At 60.1% G+C, this 16,317-nt stretch carries 15 protein-coding genes; 8 read left to right on the top strand and 7 right to left on the bottom strand.

Going from position 1 to position 16,317, the window contains the following annotated elements; all coding sequences use genetic code 11:
• Positions 1–11 precede the first annotated feature (11 nt).
• The 5 genes from AC559G_RS05500 to AC559G_RS05520 are packed head-to-tail and all read right to left on the bottom strand — an operon-like array spanning position 12 to position 7,022.
• A complete protein-coding gene (locus AC559G_RS05500; RefSeq protein WP_498911791.1) occupies positions 12–2,033 on the bottom strand; it encodes a CocE/NonD family hydrolase in 2,022 nt (673 codons plus the stop codon).
• Positions 2,030–3,652, bottom strand: a complete 1,623-nt coding sequence (locus tag AC559G_RS05505) for an ABC transporter ATP-binding protein (RefSeq protein WP_498911792.1) — start codon at positions 3,650–3,652, stop codon at positions 2,030–2,032. The genes AC559G_RS05500 and AC559G_RS05505 overlap by 4 nt, the downstream gene beginning before the upstream one ends.
• The gene (locus AC559G_RS05510) at positions 3,649–4,479 is read right to left on the bottom strand and encodes an ABC transporter permease (RefSeq protein ID WP_498911793.1); all 831 of its coding nucleotides are present in this window, start codon (positions 4,477–4,479) and stop codon (positions 3,649–3,651) included. Before AC559G_RS05510 ends, AC559G_RS05505 begins: the two co-directional genes overlap by 4 nt.
• 3 nt (positions 4,480–4,482) lie before the next feature.
• Positions 4,483–5,430, bottom strand: a complete 948-nt coding sequence (locus tag AC559G_RS05515; protein WP_498911954.1) for an ABC transporter permease — start codon at positions 5,428–5,430, stop codon at positions 4,483–4,485.
• A complete protein-coding gene (locus AC559G_RS05520; RefSeq protein ID WP_498911794.1) occupies positions 5,430–7,022 on the bottom strand; it encodes an ABC transporter substrate-binding protein in 1,593 nt (530 codons plus the stop codon). The genes AC559G_RS05515 and AC559G_RS05520 overlap by 1 nt, the downstream gene beginning before the upstream one ends.
• Before the next feature lie 198 nt (positions 7,023–7,220).
• Here AC559G_RS05520 and AC559G_RS05525 point away from each other — a divergent pair, with 198 nt between their 5' ends.
• A complete protein-coding gene (locus AC559G_RS05525) occupies positions 7,221–7,487 on the top strand; it encodes a CBU_0592 family membrane protein (protein ID WP_121554393.1) in 267 nt (88 codons plus the stop codon).
• 163 nt (positions 7,488–7,650) lie between these two features.
• Here AC559G_RS05525 and AC559G_RS05530 read toward each other — a convergent pair whose 3' ends face one another.
• The gene (locus AC559G_RS05530; RefSeq protein ID WP_438599593.1) at positions 7,651–8,550 is read right to left on the bottom strand and encodes a LysR substrate-binding domain-containing protein; all 900 of its coding nucleotides are present in this window, start codon (positions 8,548–8,550) and stop codon (positions 7,651–7,653) included.
• 86 nt (positions 8,551–8,636) lie between these two features.
• On the bottom strand, positions 8,637–9,647 hold the full coding sequence (locus tag AC559G_RS05535; RefSeq protein ID WP_498911795.1) for a GntR family transcriptional regulator: 1,011 nt from the start codon (positions 9,645–9,647) through the stop codon (positions 8,637–8,639).
• Between the two features lie 446 nt (positions 9,648–10,093).
• Here AC559G_RS05535 and AC559G_RS05540 point away from each other — a divergent pair, with 446 nt between their 5' ends.
• The 7 genes from AC559G_RS05540 to AC559G_RS05570 are packed head-to-tail and all read left to right on the top strand — an operon-like array spanning position 10,094 to position 16,312.
• A complete protein-coding gene (locus AC559G_RS05540) occupies positions 10,094–10,975 on the top strand; it encodes a polysaccharide deacetylase family protein (protein WP_498911796.1) in 882 nt (293 codons plus the stop codon).
• A 35-nt stretch (positions 10,976–11,010) separates the two neighbouring features.
• A complete protein-coding gene (locus tag AC559G_RS05545; protein WP_462615957.1) occupies positions 11,011–12,351 on the top strand; it encodes an MFS transporter in 1,341 nt (446 codons plus the stop codon).
• A gap of 40 nt (positions 12,352–12,391) precedes the next feature.
• Positions 12,392–13,165 (top strand): SDR family NAD(P)-dependent oxidoreductase, encoded by a 774-nt coding sequence (locus tag AC559G_RS05550; protein ID WP_498911797.1) that lies wholly within the window; start codon positions 12,392–12,394, stop codon positions 13,163–13,165.
• Positions 13,166–13,186: 21 nt separating this feature from the next.
• The gene (locus AC559G_RS05555) at positions 13,187–13,933 is read left to right on the top strand and encodes an SDR family NAD(P)-dependent oxidoreductase (protein ID WP_498911798.1); all 747 of its coding nucleotides are present in this window, start codon (positions 13,187–13,189) and stop codon (positions 13,931–13,933) included.
• Positions 13,934–13,949: 16 nt separating this feature from the next.
• A complete protein-coding gene (locus AC559G_RS05560) occupies positions 13,950–14,270 on the top strand; it encodes a hypothetical protein (protein ID WP_498911799.1) in 321 nt (106 codons plus the stop codon).
• Positions 14,254–15,114, top strand: coding sequence for a CobW family GTP-binding protein (locus tag AC559G_RS05565; protein ID WP_498911800.1), 861 nt, complete (start codon positions 14,254–14,256; stop codon positions 15,112–15,114). Before AC559G_RS05560 ends, AC559G_RS05565 begins: the two co-directional genes overlap by 17 nt.
• Before the next feature lie 4 nt (positions 15,115–15,118).
• Entirely contained in the window at positions 15,119–16,312 is a 1,194-nt protein-coding gene (locus tag AC559G_RS05570; protein WP_498911801.1) for an ABC transporter substrate-binding protein, read from the top strand.
• The last annotated feature ends 5 nt before the right edge of the window (positions 16,313–16,317 follow it).

The following is a 16,317-nucleotide window of genomic DNA, read 5'->3' on the forward strand; positions in this document are numbered from 1 at the left end:
CCGGCAACGGATCAGCGTGGGATGCGCCGCTGCCAATTTTTGTCGGCCACAGGCTGGCCGTTAAACGTCACCGCCATCCTGGCGTCCAGGATGAAATGCGTCAGATCGCTGCGCAACTCCAGCACCACGTCCGCCTCAGTCCACCACCCCTCGCGGCCGATTTTCATCGTTTGCGTCAGCAGGTAATGCGCGGAAAGCGGATCGCGGCTGCGGATCGTCAGTTGGCGCCGCAGGCTATGATCGACCACGGTGCCGATATCGTCAAAGCGGTACACGCCTTCACCGAATACCCCGCCGATGCCTTCGGTTACGCTGGTCCAGGTATCCGTCAGAACATCGTAATGCAGATGCCGCTCCACACGCCCAGGCGAAAGTACGGTCAACGGAGTGTCGGCAGCCGTCATCGGCTGTGGCGCTGGGCCAGCGATCGGCAGCGGCTTGTCGCAAATCGGCAGAGCCAGGCGTGCGCTGGCCAGATCCAGCGAGAGCGTCGCCTCTTCCGCCATCGGCCAGATCATCGGCCAGAAGGTGGTGGCCAGTGAAACGCGGATCCGGTGCCCGGCGGCAAACCGCCAGGCGATGGCGTCAAGCTGCACATCTACCGTCACCGGTTCCCCCGGCGTCAACGGCACGTGCCGATCCTGGCCCTGCAAGTGAGCCAGGTTTACCCAGCCGTGCGTAACCCGATTCACGGCCCCATCGGGCGCCACGTCCGAAAGGCGCACATACAACATCGCCGCCGGTTTATCACTTTTGAGCACCACGGAAAACACCGGGAAGCCAAACAGGGCCAGCGGCTCCGCCAAAGGTTCGCCGTCAAAAACCACCGCTTGGCCATCGTCAATCCGCTGATCCGCCGGGCTTTCCCCCAGCACCCCGGCGCCCATCCATTCGCCGCCCATCAGGCCATGGGTTTGCGGCGAACAGACATTGATCCAGCCGGCGGAGCCTTTCGGTTGCGTATTCAACTGGCCGTGTGCCAGATACCACGTGCATGCGGTCACGTTATCCGCCGTACCACTGTTGAAGCCGACCCACTCACCTTTGGCCGCCGGGCGTTGTGATGATGGCGGCTGGCTGTCGCAGAGCCAGGCCTGCACGCGAGGCCCGGCCATTACATCATTGTCTTCACCTTTCAACCAGCGATCCCACCAGCGCACGCCCTCTTGCAAAAAGCCGATGGCCGGCGCCGGCGTACCGTCCTGTGGGTAGACATGCGCCCACGGGCCGAGAATGGCACGGCTTGGCACCTGCAGGTTATCCATCAGGCGGAAAACAGCGTTACTGTAGGAGTCGGCCCAGCCGCCCACTGCCATCACCGGGCACTGGATCGCCGCCCAGTCCTCACACACAGAACCATGCCGCCAGTAATCGTCCCGCAGGGGGTGCTCCATCCAGAGCGCGGGGAACAGCGGCATATTTTCCAACCGCGCCAGCCACGCCTGGTGGCCCTCTTCCCCCACTAATTCGGGATCCAACGGCCGGCTCTGGTAGGCCATCATGATGCCGCCCCACCACAGGTTGTCGTTGAGTAGGCAGCCGCCCTTATAGTGGATATCGTCATTGTAGCGATCGTCGGTTGAACACACGGTAATGATCGCTTTCAGCGCCGGCGGCCGACGAGCGGCCAACTGCAGACAGTTGAAGCCCCCCCAGGATTTGCCCATCATGCCTACCGCACCGCTGCACCAGGGTTGGCGGCTAATCCAATCGATCACCTCGAGCGCATCTTCCTGTTCCTGCAACAGATATTCATCCGCCAGATGGCCGTCGGAATCGCCGCTACCGCGCATATCCACCCGTAAAACGGCATATCCGTGGCCGGAAAAATAGCCGTGCATCGGTTCATCACGGATTCGGGTTCCATCACGTTTGCGGTAGGGAATGTATTCCAGGATCGCCGGCACCGGCGCTTGCGCCGCCGAATCCGGCAGCCACATGCGCGCGGCAAGGCGGGTGCCGTCGCGAAGTGGGATCCACAGGTGTTCGGTTACGGTCACCGCATGGGGAAAATCACAGACGATCTGTTTCATATAGCTCCTGTTGATAAGGTTTGTTCCCGTTTGCCAAGCACTTCATCCAGCCAGGATGTGCGCATTTCCGGCACGGAATTGAGCAGCGCCTCGGTATAGCTGTGCATGGGCGGGCTAAAGACCTGTTCGGTCGCCCCCTGCGCGACGATATCGCCGCGGTACATCACCGCCACATCGTGTGCGATGCGCCGCACGGTGCCAAGATCGTGGGTGATGAACAGGTAGGAAAGCCCCAGTTGCCGCTGCAAGCGGCGCAACAGGTTCAACACCCCTTCCGCCACCAGTGGATCAAGCGCCGACGTCGCCTCGTCGCAGATGATCAGATCCGGGTTGGCGGCCAGCGCACGGGCGATGCAAACACGCTGTTTTTGGCCACCGGACAATTCGCCGGGATAACGGTCCATCAGGCTAAGCGGCAATTCGGTTAACTGCAGCAGTTCCTCCACCCGCTGCCGCACCTGTTGCCGCCCAAGGCCGAAGTAAAACGCCACCGGGCGGCCAATCAGCTCCAACAGCGTTTGGCGCGGATTGAGGGCCACATCCGGCAACTGATATATCATCTGCATACGGCGCAGCGTTTCCTTGCCGCGCCGTTGATAGCGGTTGTCCAACGGTTGCCCATCAAACACAACGTCACCCTCGGTATCGGGCAACAGGCCGGTCAGCGCCCTGGCCAACGTGCTTTTCCCACTGCCGGATTCGCCGATCACCGCCAGCGTTTGGCCGCGGCGCAGCGCCAGGCTCACGCCATGCACCACGCGCTGGCCGTTATAACCGGTCGAGAGATTTCTCACCGTCAGCAGCGCTTCGCCATCCCCTGCGTTCTCCTCATCCCGCGCGAAGAGATGAGAACGCTCGGCAACCAGGCGGCAGGTGTAATCTTGCTGGGGGTTCTGCAAAATGGCCTGCGTGGTGCCGGTTTCCACCTCCCGCCCCTGGCGCAATACCATGATCCGATCGGCAATCTGCGCGACCACGGCCAGATCGTGGGTGATATACAGCGCGGCGGTATTGAATTCACGCACCAGATTGCGCAGCATCACCAGCACTTCGATCTGGGTCGTCACATCAAGCGCGGTGGTCGGCTCATCCATCACCAGCAAATCCGGCCGGCAAGACATCGCCATCGCCGCCATCGCGCGCTGCAACTGGCCGCCGGAGAGCTGATGCGGATAGCGCTTACCGATATTTTCCGGATCCGGCAGATCCAGCGCTTTAAACAGCGTCACCGCCCAGGAATGGGCCTGCGCCTTGTTCATCAAGCGATGGCGCAACGGCCCTTCACAAACCTGTTTGCCGATGGTCAACGCGGGGTTGAAGGCCGCTGCGGCGCTTTGCGCCACGTAAGCGACCCGTTTGCCGCGTAAATCACGCCGCTGCGCCGCCGGCAACCGCAGAATATCTTCGCCCGCCAGCAGCACTTCGCCGGCGCTGAAACGACAGCCCTGGCGCGCATAGCCGAGCGCCGCCAGGCCGATGGTCGATTTGCCGGCGCCGGATTCGCCGATCAGCCCCAGCACTTCTCCCCGCCGCAGCGTCAAGGAAATGTCTTGCACCAGGGGCATACCGTCGAGGGTTTCAATGCCCAGATGGCGCATTTCAAGAATGTTGTCGCTCATGCTCCGTCCCCCAATGACACGTTATTGCGCGCTAATAGCCAATCCACCACCAGGTTCACGCCAATGGTCAGCAGGGCGATGGCCGCCGCCGGGTACAACGGCGCCAGTTGGCCAAAATTAATCGCCTGCGCGTTGTCGCGCACCATACTGCCCCAGTCGGCATAAGGCGGTTGGATACCCAGGCCAAGGAAACTCAGGCCGGCAATAAACAGGAAGGTAAAGCAGAAGCGCATGCCAAACTCCGCCAACAGCGGGGGAATGGCATTGGGCAGGATCTCTTTGCGCAGCACCCAAAACAGCCCTTCGCCGCGCAGGCGCGCCACCTCGACGTACTCCTGGCAAACAATCCCCTGCGCCACCAGCCGGGCCAGACGGAACACCCGCGTGGCGTCCAATAAAGCTATGGTCGCCACCAGCACCGGAATTGACGTCCCCATCACCGAAAGCACGATCAGCGCCAAAATCAGCACCGGGATCGACATCAGGGTATCCACAACGCGCGTCAGCACCATATCCACCCATTTCCCGCAAATCGCCGCCATAAAGCCGGTAATGATACCGATCACAAATGAGCTGAAGGTAATCACCAGCGCAATGGCGATGGTGGTTCGGGCGCCGAACAGAATACGCGACAGCATGTCACGCCCCAGGTTATCGGTGCCCAGCGGCATCTGCAGCGAAGGCAGCATCCAAATATCCCCGATCGAATCGGTTTCCGTATGCGGCGCAATCCAGGGCGCAAACAACGCGCCGAAGAGATTAACCCCAATGATAAACAGGCCGATCATAGCCGAGAGCGGCAGCGATATTCCTTTGATTCGTTTCATGATTTACCTCGCATACCGTAACCGCGGATTACACCAGATCGCCAACAGATCGGCGGCGGTATTCAACAGGATATAAGTGCCGCCAAACAACAGGCCGCAGGCCTGCACTACCGGCAAATCCCGTTTGGTCACGGCATCGACCATCAGTTGCCCAATCCCCGGATAGACGAACACCACCTCGACCAATATCACCCCGACGATCAGGTAGGCCAGGTTAAAGGCGATAACGTTGATGATCGGCGCCAACGCATTCGGCAACGCGTGGCCCAGCACGATGCGCCAGCGCGGAATGCCTTTCAGCACCGCCGTTTCGATATAGCTGCTGGACATCACCGCCCCCACCGACGCGCGCGTCATGCGCAGCATATGGGCCAACACCACCAGCACCAGCGTCAACATCGGCAACGTGCAGGTATACAGCCGCTCCCACAAGGTGGCGTCCGGATCCACCATCGCCAGGCTGGGGAACCAGGCCAGCCGAATAGCGAAAAAAATCACCAACAGGTAACCGACGAAAAACTCTGGCACCGAAATGCTGAGCAGCGTCAACGTGTTGGCCAGCCGATCGAACCAGGAACCGCGCCAAATGGCGGAGGCAATGCCCAGCATCACCGCCAGCGGGATGGCGATCAGCGCCGCATACGCCGCCAGGAACAGGGTATTGCCCAGGCGCGGCAGCAACTCTTCGCTAATCGGCCGGCCATTGGTGAGCGAATGCCCCAGATCGCCGTGCAATACGCCAAACAGCCAGTGTAAATAACGCTGTAGCGCCGGCTGATCCAGCCCTAACTGGTGCCGCAATGCGGCGATGGTTTCCGGCGTGCCGTTTTGCCCAAGGATCGCGCTGGCGACATCGCCAGGCAGCATTTCTGTCCCGGCAAAAATCAGCAGCGACACCAGGAATAACGTCAGCAGCCCCAACAACAGGCGGTGCAGGATATGTTTTCTCATCATGACGTCAACCAGACACGCTCAGCCAGGCGCCCCCCCATGAAGTTGAACAGCGGATGGGGTTTGATACCGCCGACCTTGTTGCTGGCGGCATCCAGATAATCGCCAAACAGTGGGATCATGGCGCCGCCATCGTCGCGGACGATGCTCTGCATTTCGCCGTAGAGCTGCGCGCGTTGGTTTTCATCCAACAACGAGCGGGCCTGCAGCAGCAACGCATCGAATTTGTCGTTTTTCCAATGGGTGTCGTTCCATTTGGCGCTGGACATATAAGTGGTTGAGAACATCTGGTCCACCGTCGGCCGGCCGCCCCAGTAGCCCATACAGAACGGGGCTTTCATCCACACGTCTTCCCAGTAGCTGTCCGCCGGCTGGCGCTTGATATTGATCTGCATCCCCGCATTGCCGGCCTGGCCCTGATACAGCGCGGCCGCGTCCAGCGCGCCGGTGAACGCCGCATCGGAAGAAGCCAGCTCCAGCGACAGTTTTTCCAGGCCGGCTTTCTTCAGATAGAATCGGGCCTTATCGGGATCATACATACGCTGCGGCAGATCATGATTGAAGAACCGGTCGGTTTTCGGGATCGGATGATCGTTGCCCAGGGAGCCGTAGCCGCGCAGCACCGTGTTCAGGATTTTCTCGCGATCGATGCCATGTTTGATCGCCATCCGAACATCGTTGTTGTTGAACGGAGCAACGCGGCAGTCCATCAGGAAGGTAAAGTGCTGGCCGCCCGAAGCGCGGATAATCTGCAGCATCGGGCTGCGTTTCAGGAAATCGACGGTTTTGAAATCCACCCGGTTGATGGCGTGTACCTGGCCGGATATCAATGCATTCGTGCGGGCGGTCGGATCGTTGATGACCAGGACTTCCACCGCATCAACCCAGGCACTATCCGGCTTCCAATAATGGGGGTTGCGTTTAAACAACGAGCGCACGCCGGGTTCATAGCGTTCGAACACAAAACCGCCGGTGCCGATCGGATGCGCCCAATCGGTAAAGCCGTTCGGCACCACCACCAGGTGATAATCCGCCAGCAGATAAGGCAAATCCGCATTGCCGCTGTCGAGGGTCAGCGTGATCTGGTCTGCACCGGTTTTTTCCAACGCCGTGATGCTGGCTAGTTGGGTTTTTATCGCACTGCGGGATTGATCGCCGCGGTGCAGATTAATGGAGTAGATAATATCGTCGGCATCCAACGTTTTGCCGTTATGGAAGGTCACGCCCTGGCGAACTTTCAACACCCACTCTTTCGCGCCCGGCTGTGCTTCCCAGCTTTCCAGCAGTTCAGGCACCGCCTTGTTGTGTTCATCGATCTCCACCAGGCCGTTCATCAGCATATAGGCCTGATTAAGCGATACCCAATCGCTGTACAAGGTGGGATCCAACGTGTCGCTGGTGTTGCCGCCGGACATGCCAAGGCGCAGCGTCCCCCCTTTTTTCGGGGCTGGGGCCGGCGCCGCCAGGGCAGAAAATGGTGATAATGATACGGCAGAGGAAATACCTAATAACGCCGCAGAACTGATAAAACCACGCCGACTCAGTTGCGCCCCCTGGAATAATACTCTATCTGGTGCTTTATCATTTTTCATATATTTCTCCATAGTGTCAGACCTGCTTTTGGCAGGTAATTCACAGGCATACCGCAGCACGATGAACCTGATTTATATCAAAACAATTTGTTGTGTTTGTATGAATATTTAGCATGCTAGTATGCAAAAAAAGCGTGGGTAAAACAGCCCTGAAAGCAATATTTTCCCCTATATCAACTTTCAGCAAGGAAATAACGCGTGGAATTGCACACTTTTGTGGGCTTAATTGGCGTGTTCTGCTACCTGTTGGCCTATGCTCTGGTACAGGTTAGAAAACTATTAATAAGCTCAAACACTTATGCCATCCTTAATATTATTGGGGGGGCATGTAGCCTATATTCTCTCAGCCACGATTTCAACCTGGCCGCTTTTGTTTCACAAACGATGTGGTTGCTTTTCACCCTGTTGGGGATGCATAGCTCCAGAAAACGCCGTTATTCTGAGAAAAACACCCCCTATCTTTAAATGGATAAAGGTTGCATGAATAAGCGGATCGCCATGGAAAGAAATACGATATTCTTATTACTCAGCAAATAAGAATATCTTTATATTATTATAGGAATCTAGGATCACGCCGCATTGACAATCGGCAATAAAAGGTTTTCCCAGCATAATAAACCATAAAAACTCATTCAGTGACAGATAATTGCAGCCATTGGATCACGCGGCGAATCACTGGGCGGATAAAGCGATCCTGTGGAATGAGTAAATAACATTTCCCCGCAACCGACAGTTTGCCCACATGCGCAGGCACCAGTTCCCCTCGGTTAAGATGATCCTGCACCAGCCCTTCCCAACCGAGTAAAATGCCATCGCCCTGTAGCGCCGCCTGCACTAAAAATGGGTAATTATTCGCTCGCCATGTGGCCTGTGGGGAAAAACCGGCGACGCCCTGCGCGGCAAACCAGTCGCGCCAGCCGGTCCACTCGCGTTGCGGATCGTCCTGAATCAGCAACGTATGCGCCAACAACTGCTCCGCCGTCTGGCACGCCCCCATGCGGGCAAGGTAGTCCGGCGAGCACATCGGGTAACAGATTTCATCGAAAAGCGGGATCGCCTGATAATCCGGCGGCGTTTCCCGCAGGTAGTAGATGGCCAAATCAAACTCGGAAGGCTTCAGGTGCGCAAAACCGTCGGAAATCTTCATCCTGATTTGCAAACCGGGCATTTGCTGGCGCAAAGCGGATAAACGCCGGGACAACCACAACGATCCCATAGCGCTGGTGCAGGCCAGGGTCACCTGCGGCAGACCGTTCCACCCCATCACCTCGGCAGTAGCCTGCGACATCTCCGCCAGCTGTTTGCGGATCTGTTCGGCGTAAATTTCCCCGCGTGGCGTCAGTATCACCCGGCGCTGTTCCCGCAAGAACAGTTTGCAACCCAACATCGCCTCTAGCTGAATGATCTGGCGGCTGACAGCGCTTTGGGTCAGGCTAAGCTCGTCGGCAGCCTGCGAGAAACTGCAATAACGAGCGACACTTTCAAATGCAATCAGGGTGTTCAACGGCGGCAACGGTTCTATCGGCATGAATGTGGTGCTCTGGCGGCAAACGATTGGGCAGACATCATGGCGCGAGCCGAACGGGGTTGACAAGCCCTAACGCTCAACATTGTCTAGCTCAGGCGCAGCAGGTAAGGCGGCAAATCCGGCTCGGGCAGAACGGAAAGCACCTTCAGGCGCTGCAAGGTTCGCGTCTGGGCCCGGTTGAGGTGTTCCTGCAGGCCGAGCGCGGCGGAGTCATACGCCCCCTGCAGCAACAGTTGCAGCACCAGCCGGTGCTCATTGAGCATCGCCGCCTCCACGTTAACCCCGAGCGTGTCATAGAAAATACGCGTGACGATCAACGGCGATTGGCTTTGGCGCAACATCGCCAGTAGGGTTTTGTTGCCGGCCGGCGCCAGGCAAAGAATATGCAGATCCTCTTCTACCTGTTCCAGCAGCGCCAGGCTAAAACGACCCTGCTCCAGTAGTTCCAGGCGCGCCAGGGCCGCCAGCAGTTGCTCGCGCGCCACGCCCGGCGCGGCTTTGCGCAGCGCGATCGGCTCCAGGCTGGCGCGAATTTCATAGTGATCGGCGATCTGGCGCGCCGTCAGCGGGCCGGCCAGCCACTGCGAGTAGGGTTCCTTTTCCACCAGGCCGCGATCGCGCAGCCGCATCAGCGCTTCACGGATAATGCTGCGGCTGACGTTGTAAAACGCCGCGGCATGCCCTTCATTCACCTGATAATGGCCAAACACCATGCAGGTAGAGAGCGCCTCCTGCAGATCGCTGAACACCTTTTCACCGGTGCTACGCGTATCCACCAGGGCTTCCTGTTGATCCAGCCCAAGCACGGCGCGGTTAAGCGGCAAGCGCTGCGGCTCCACAGTTTGCCCAGCGCCGGCGACCATAAAGCCACGCCCTTCAAACCGGGTTATCAGCCCTTCTTCATGCAGCAGCCCCAGCGCACGGCGCACCGGCACCCGGCTGGTGCCGAACACCTCTGCCAGCGGCCCTTCCAGCAGCACCAGGCCGGCCGGCACCGCACCACTGCGGATTGCATCATCCAGCACCTGACGGATCGTCTCATAACGTGCCGCCGCACGCGTTTCCCCGCCGTTTTTTTCCGCTATGGCTTTTTCCATCCGTTTGTAACCCAGCAACCGTCCTCAGGTGAATAACGGGCATTATGGCACACTCCTGCCGCCTGTTGGCGCGCCCGATACCATGCCCCCGGATCGCACAACGCTCTCACGCTGCGCACAATAATGGATCGTTAATGCAAACATTCATTTTATCGTCACGGGCGGCCCGGCACCGGTGCGCGCCGGAAACAGACAAATCGTCGAATTTTAACGTCATAAATAACATCAAGTTAGCCACTCTCCCGCCGCCATGCGCCATTTTTAGCCCTTTATTCCGCCGACTTGGCATTTTGCTTGCTTACATAAAATGTACATTTATATAAAAGATACATTTTAAAGATCATTAAATGAACAACTTTCTGCCGCAGGCGGCGTGAGTAACGATTTTCAACCGGCGGCCCCGGCTGCCGATACCCGCGATAACTCGCAAACCAGGAGAAAACACCATGGCTAAAGACATACTGTGTGCATTTGGCGTTGATGTGGATGCCGTTGCCGGCTGGCTAGGCTCTTACGGCGGGGAAGACTCCCCGGATGATATCTCACGCGGCCTGTTTGCCGGGGAAGTGGGCGCCCCGCGCCTGCTGAAGCTGTTTGCCGATCACAATCTGCGCACCACCTGGTTTATCCCAGGGCATTCCATCGAAACCTTCCCGCAACAGATGAAAGCGGTGGCGGAGGCCGGGCACGAAATCGGCGTGCATGGCTACAGCCATGAAAACCCGATCGCCATGACGCCAGTGCAAGAAGAAGCCGTGTTGGATCGCTGTATTGATTTGGTGACACAGTTGGCCGGCAAACGCCCGACCGGCTACGTCGCCCCGTGGTGGGAATTTAGCAACGTCACCAACGAACTGCTGCTCAAAAAGGGCATCAAGTACGATCACAGCCTGATGCACAACGATTTCCACCCCTATTATGTGCGGGTGGGCGACAATTGGACTCGCATCGACTATAGCCAACAGCCCGACAGTTGGATGAAACCGCTGCAGCGCGGCGAGGAAACCGATCTGATCGAGATCCCCGCCAATTGGTACCTGGACGATCTGCCGCCGATGATGTTCATCAAGAAATCCCCCAACAGCCACGGCTTCGTCAACCCACGCCACCTGGAAGAAATGTGGCGCGATCAGTTCGACTGGGTGTACCGCGAGAACGACTACGCGGTGTTCACCATGACGATCCACCCCGACGTTTCCGGCCGTCCGCAGGTGCTGCTGATGCTGGAACGGCTGATCAAGCACATCCAGAGCCATGAAGGCGTGCGCTTCGTGACCTTCGATGAAATTGCCGATGACTTCCTGCGCCGCAAACCGCGCACAGTCTGAGCCTGATTCACCCTATTGAATGAGTGACAGCAAACATGAACATCTACACAAAAACCACGGTCAACGGCTGGCAACCCCAGCAACTCACCATCAGGGATGTCAAATTCGCCACCTGGATTGCGTTCTTTGCCTGGGTATTCGCCGTCTATGATTTCATTCTGTTCGGCACCCTGCTGCCGGAAATCGGCGCCCATTTCGGCTGGAGCGAAGTGGAACAGGCTGAGCTGGCCACCTGGGTCGCGGTGGGCGGCGCGGTGGTCGCGCTGGCTATCGGCCCGTTGGTCGACAGGCTTGGGCGGCGGCTGGGCATTGTCTTCACCGTCGGCGGCGCCGCCGTGTGTTCGTTGCTGACCGCCTTCGGCGGCGGCTGGAGCAAAGGCGCGCTGATCGGCATCCGCTCGGTCGCCGGGCTGGGCTATGCCGAACAAACGGTAAATGCCACCTACCTGACCGAAATGTATGCTGCCATCAACGATCCAAAACTGAACCGCCGCAAGGGCTTTATCTACAGCCTGGTGCAGGGTGGCTGGCCCATTGGCGCGTTGGTCGCTTCGGCGTTGACGGCGCTGTTGATGCCGCTCATTGGCTGGCAGGGCAGCTTTATCTTCGCCGCCCTGCCGTCGTTTGTCATCGCATTACTGGCGCTGAAGCTGAAAGAAACCCCGCAGTTCCAGATCCACCGCCATATCCACCAGTTGCACAAGGCCGGCGAGGCGCAACAGGCCCGGCAGGTCGCCGACGATTACCAGGTGGACTACGACACCCATCAGAACGCCGGCCTGGCCGCCGCGTTCCGCGGGGCATCACTGCGCGCTACACTGGTGCTGGGCGGCGCATTTCTACTCAACTGGTTTGCCATTCAGATCTTCAGCGTGCTGGGCACCACGGTGATTACTAAGGTGCACAACGTCTCGTTCGCCAACTCGCTGCTGATTTTAGTGCTCTCCAATCTGGTGGGCTATTGCGGCTACCTGACACACGGCTGGCTGGGCGATCGCTTCGGGCGCCGCAACACCATCGCCGTCGGCTGGATGCTCGGCGGGCTGGCGTTTACCGCCATGCTCTATTGCCCAAGCGATTTCACCATCATCGTTGCGCTGTACAGCGTCGGCCTGTTCTTCCTGATCGGCCCTTATGCCGCCGCGCTGTTTTTCATCAGCGAAAGCTTCCCCACCGCCATTCGCGCCACCGCCGGTGCATTGATCGCCGCGATGGGGCCGGTCGGGGCGATCATTGCCGGCATTGGCGCCACCACCGTACTTGGCGACGGCGGCCACTGGCAAACGGCGGCGCTACTGTTTGGCGCAATACCCTGTTTTATCTCCGGCATCATTATGCTGTTCGCCCGCCACGTGGCTCCGCACAGCGTGAAATAAACCGCGCCGGGGCAACCCCGGCGCCAGGAGAATCAAACTTATGACTGAACTCAATGGTTCACCGGTCGCGCTGATCAGCGGCGCGGCCAGCGGCATCGGGCTGGCGCTGGCGCAGGCCTATGCCCGCAACGGCGTACGCGTCGCCGGCGGCTATTATCCGGCCGATCCGCACGATCCGCGCCAGGCGGCCGCGTTGGTTGATGCCGCCGGCGGCGGCGCGCTGTGGTTGGAACTTGACGTCACCTCAACGGCGTCGGTAGACGCCTTCGCCCAGCAGGCGCTGGAACATTTCGGCCGGGTTGATTACGTCGTCGCCAACGCCGGCCTGCTGTACCGCTCGCCGATCGGCGAAATGAGCGATGCCGAGTGGCACAAAATGCTGGATGTCGATCTTAGCGGGGTGATGCGCCTGTTTCGCGCGGCGGCCAATCGTATGATAGGCCCCGGCAGTATGGTGGCGATTTCGTCGATCGCCGGCGCGTTCTACGGCTGGCAGGATCACGCGCATTATGCGGCGGCCAAGGCCGGGGTACCCGGCATCTGCCGTTCAATGGCGGTAGAGCTGGCGCCGCGGGGGATTCGCTGCAACGCGGTGATCCCTGGGCTTATCGAAACCCCGCAGTCGCTGGATAAGGTCAATTCGCTGGGGCCGGAAGGGCTGGCGAAGGCGGCGCGCGCTATCCCGTTGGGGCGCGTGGGCCAGCCGCAAGACGTCGCCGGCCTGATTCGGTTCCTCACCAGCGATGACGCGGCCTACATCACCGGGCAAAGCATCATCATTGACGGCGGGCTGACGGTCCGCTGGCCTGATTAACCGCCATCGAGGAGCTACGCTATGTTATTGCAACACCGCCGCGCGCTGGTTACCGGCGCGGCCAGCGGCATCGGCGCCGCCATCGCCAGTGCCTTCGCCGCTGAAGGCGCCGCGCTGGTGCTCAGCGATCGTAACCCTGCCGGACTTGCGGCAACGGTTGAGCATTGCCGTGCGCTGGGCGCCACCTGCCACGGCGTGATCGCCGACGTCGCCGAACCGGCGGGCGCGCAAAGGGGCGTTGATGAATGCGTGCGCCAGCTCGGCGGCATCGACATTCTGGTCAATAACGCCGGTATGCTGACGCAGGCGCCCTGCACGGAACTGACGCTGGCCATGTGGGACGAGATGATGGCCGTCGATCTGCGCAGCGTATTTTTGGCCTCGCAGCGCGCGCTGCCGCATATGCTGCAACAGCGCTGGGGGCGCATCATCAATATCGCTTCGCAATTGGGCATCAAGGGCGGCGCTGAACTGTGCCATTACGCCGCCGCCAAGGCGGGGGTGATCGGCTTTACCAAATCGCTGGCGCTGGAAACCGCCGGGCAAAACGTGCTGGTGAACGCCATCGCTCCCGGCCCGATAGAAACCCCGCTGGTCGCCGGCATCAGCAGCGCCTGGAAAAGCGCCAAAGCCCGCGAGCTGCCGCTCGGGCGGTTTGGCCGTGCCGAAGAAGTCGCCCCGGCGGCGCTGCTGTTGGCCAGCGATCCCGGCGGCAATCTGTTTGTCGGCCAGACGTTGGGGCCAAACTCGGGCGATGTGATGCCCTGAAGACAGGAGAACGGCAATGTGCGGGCTATGTGGTTTACTTTCTGAAGGGCCGCAGTGGAGCGATCCGCTGCGCCAACAACACCTGCCGCTGCGCCAGCAGCGCCTGCAACAGTTGGCGCTGCTGAACCGCACGCTGGCGCCGTGGCGCCTGACGCTGCGTGATCTGCACGGCTGTGCCTGGCTGTTGGCCAGCCCTACCGGGCAACAGGCCATCGTAACCGGCCTTGAGCAACTGTGGGGCGAGGTTGAACGGTTGATCAGGCGCCCGGCCGATCCGCTCGAACCGGGCTATCTGGCGGCGTTATCGGACGGAGGCGCGGATGGCGGCAATGTTTAAGCTACCGGTACACGTGCTCAGCGGGTTTCTCGGCAGCGGCAAAACCACCCTGCTGCGCCGTTTGCTGCAGGGCCAGGATCAGCGTGATACCGCGCTGCTGGTAAACGAATTCGGCGCCGTGGGCATCGATCATCTGCTATTGGCCGAAGTGGCGCCGGATACGGTGCTGCTGCCCAGCGGCTGCGTGTGCTGCGCCATGCGCGGCGAGCTGAAACAGGCGTTGTTGGCGCTGTTTGAGCGCCGCCAACGGGGCGAGGTGCCGGCGTTCAGCCAGGTGATCCTGGAAACCACCGGGTTGGCGGACCCAGCGCCGATCCTCGCCACCCTGCTGCACGATCGCCAGCTCCAGCACCATTTTCGCCAGGGCGCGATGATTACCCTGGTCGACAGCGAACACGCCTGGCAGCAAGCGCAGCATCAGCCGGAATGGTTGGAACAGGTCACCGCGGCCGATTGGCTGTTGCTCAGCAAAACCGATCGGGTGGCGGCCGGCGCGCTCGCGCCGCTACAGGATTACCTGCAACGGCTGAATCCGCTGGCGCATATCGCCCCGACCAGCGCCCTGGTGGATGGCGATCTTAGCCTGTTCAGCGGCGAGCCGGACACGCACGCTTTCCAGCGCCTGCGCCCGTTACCTACCGCCACGCCGCAGCCCGACGGCGCGCGACACCCGGCGACGCAAACCTGCACGATCGAATTTGATCGGCAGATCAACTGGTCGGCTTTCGCCGTTTGGCTTTCAATGCTATTACATTGCCACGGGCAATCAATATTGCGCATCAAAGGGATATTGAAGGTGGCGGAAAGCGCCACGCCGGTGGCCCCACCGCTTACGGAGACCTAACCGCATGCCCCGCTCCTCCATCGCCAACGCTCCGGCCACCTTGCGGGTGCTGGGCACCTCGGTCACTCTGTTGGAAATTTTGCGTCAACGCGCCGAGCAGGATCTGGGCCTGCGCATCGAATACCAGATCCATGATGTACAAGACGCGCAGCGCATCGCCGTGATGCACCCCGAGCGCTACGATGTTTACGATCAATGGTTCCACAATGTGGATTTCGTCTGGCCGGCCCGGGCGGTTCAGCCGTTAGATATCAACCGCCTGCGTTACTGGGACGAAATCAACGATCTGCCCAAACGGGGCACCCTGTTCCCCGGCGGCCGGCTGGGCGACGGCAGCGTGCCGGTCAAGCGGCTCTATGTGCAGCACGATCACAGCCTCGGCAGCACGCCCACCGAGCGGATCAGCATGCTACCGCTGACCCACAACGCCGACAGCTTCGCCTATCATCAGGATCGGCTGCCCAGGATCCTGCGGGATGAAGAAGAGAGCTGGGGCTGGCTGCTGCACCCGGCGTTCAGCGGCCAGGTGGCGCTGCAGAACGACGCGGCGATGGGTGGGCTGGACGCCGCGTTGGCGGCACAGGGTGCGGGGCTGGCGCGCTTTGCCAACATAGGCAATCTGAGCCTGGAAGAGATCGACCGCCTGACAAGCGTGCTGTCCGAACTGCACCGCCATGGGCATTTCGCCGCGTTCTGGGCCAGCCAGGACGAAGCCTGCCGGCTGATTGACGATCGGCGCGTCGGGATCCAAAGCCTGTGGGCGCCCACCTATTTCCGCCACCATTTCCAGCAGCGCGGCTATACGCTGGCGACGCCGCGTGAGGGCTACCGCGCCTGGTACGGCGGGCTGTCGATCTCGCGCTGCGCCAGCGGCCGTGTGCTGGACGCCGCCTATGCGTATCTCAACTGGTGGCAATCCGGCTGGCCGGGGGCGGTAATGGCTAAACAGGGCTACTACATCTCTAACCCGCAGCGCAGCCGCCCCTATCTATCCCGCGCAGAGTGGGATTATTGGTACGCCGGCAAGCCGGCCAGCGAAGATTTGCCGGATGCCTATGGCAACGGGTTGATCCCGCAAGGCGAGCAGCGCGACGGCGGCAGTTACGAACAGCGGATGAGCCATATTGCGGTGTGGAATTCAGTGATGGACGAACATAACTATCTGGTGCGGCGCTGGCATGATTTTCTGCGCGCCTGAAAGCC

Source organism: Gibbsiella greigii (genome assembly GCF_039540155.1).
Classification (GTDB): Bacteria; Pseudomonadota; Gammaproteobacteria; order Enterobacterales; family Enterobacteriaceae; genus Gibbsiella; species Gibbsiella quercinecans.

What these genes read in the sequence shown, in the direction of transcription:
- AC559G_RS05515 (WP_498911954.1), bottom strand. Translation starts at nt 5,430, where the DNA reads ATGAGAAAACATATCCTGCACCGCCTGTTGTTGGGGCTGCTGACGTTA.
- AC559G_RS05570 (WP_498911801.1), top strand. Translation starts at nt 15,119, where the DNA reads ATGCCCCGCTCCTCCATCGCCAACGCTCCGGCCACCTTGCGGGTGCTG.
- AC559G_RS05550 (WP_498911797.1), top strand. Translation starts at nt 12,392, where the DNA reads ATGACTGAACTCAATGGTTCACCGGTCGCGCTGATCAGCGGCGCGGCC.
- AC559G_RS05560 (WP_498911799.1), top strand. Translation starts at nt 13,950, where the DNA reads ATGTGCGGGCTATGTGGTTTACTTTCTGAAGGGCCGCAGTGGAGCGAT.
- AC559G_RS05505 (WP_498911792.1), bottom strand. Translation starts at nt 3,652, where the DNA reads ATGAGCGACAACATTCTTGAAATGCGCCATCTGGGCATTGAAACCCTC.
- AC559G_RS05555 (WP_498911798.1), top strand. Translation starts at nt 13,187, where the DNA reads ATGTTATTGCAACACCGCCGCGCGCTGGTTACCGGCGCGGCCAGCGGC.
- AC559G_RS05545 (WP_462615957.1), top strand. Translation starts at nt 11,011, where the DNA reads ATGAACATCTACACAAAAACCACGGTCAACGGCTGGCAACCCCAGCAA.
- AC559G_RS05500 (WP_498911791.1), bottom strand. Translation starts at nt 2,033, where the DNA reads ATGAAACAGATCGTCTGTGATTTTCCCCATGCGGTGACCGTAACCGAA.
- AC559G_RS05535 (WP_498911795.1), bottom strand. Translation starts at nt 9,647, where the DNA reads ATGGAAAAAGCCATAGCGGAAAAAAACGGCGGGGAAACGCGTGCGGCG.
- AC559G_RS05540 (WP_498911796.1), top strand. Translation starts at nt 10,094, where the DNA reads ATGGCTAAAGACATACTGTGTGCATTTGGCGTTGATGTGGATGCCGTT.
- AC559G_RS05530 (WP_438599593.1), bottom strand. Translation starts at nt 8,550, where the DNA reads ATGCCGATAGAACCGTTGCCGCCGTTGAACACCCTGATTGCATTTGAA.
- AC559G_RS05510 (WP_498911793.1), bottom strand. Translation starts at nt 4,479, where the DNA reads ATGAAACGAATCAAAGGAATATCGCTGCCGCTCTCGGCTATGATCGGC.
- AC559G_RS05520 (WP_498911794.1), bottom strand. Translation starts at nt 7,022, where the DNA reads ATGAAAAATGATAAAGCACCAGATAGAGTATTATTCCAGGGGGCGCAA.
- AC559G_RS05565 (WP_498911800.1), top strand. Translation starts at nt 14,254, where the DNA reads ATGGCGGCAATGTTTAAGCTACCGGTACACGTGCTCAGCGGGTTTCTC.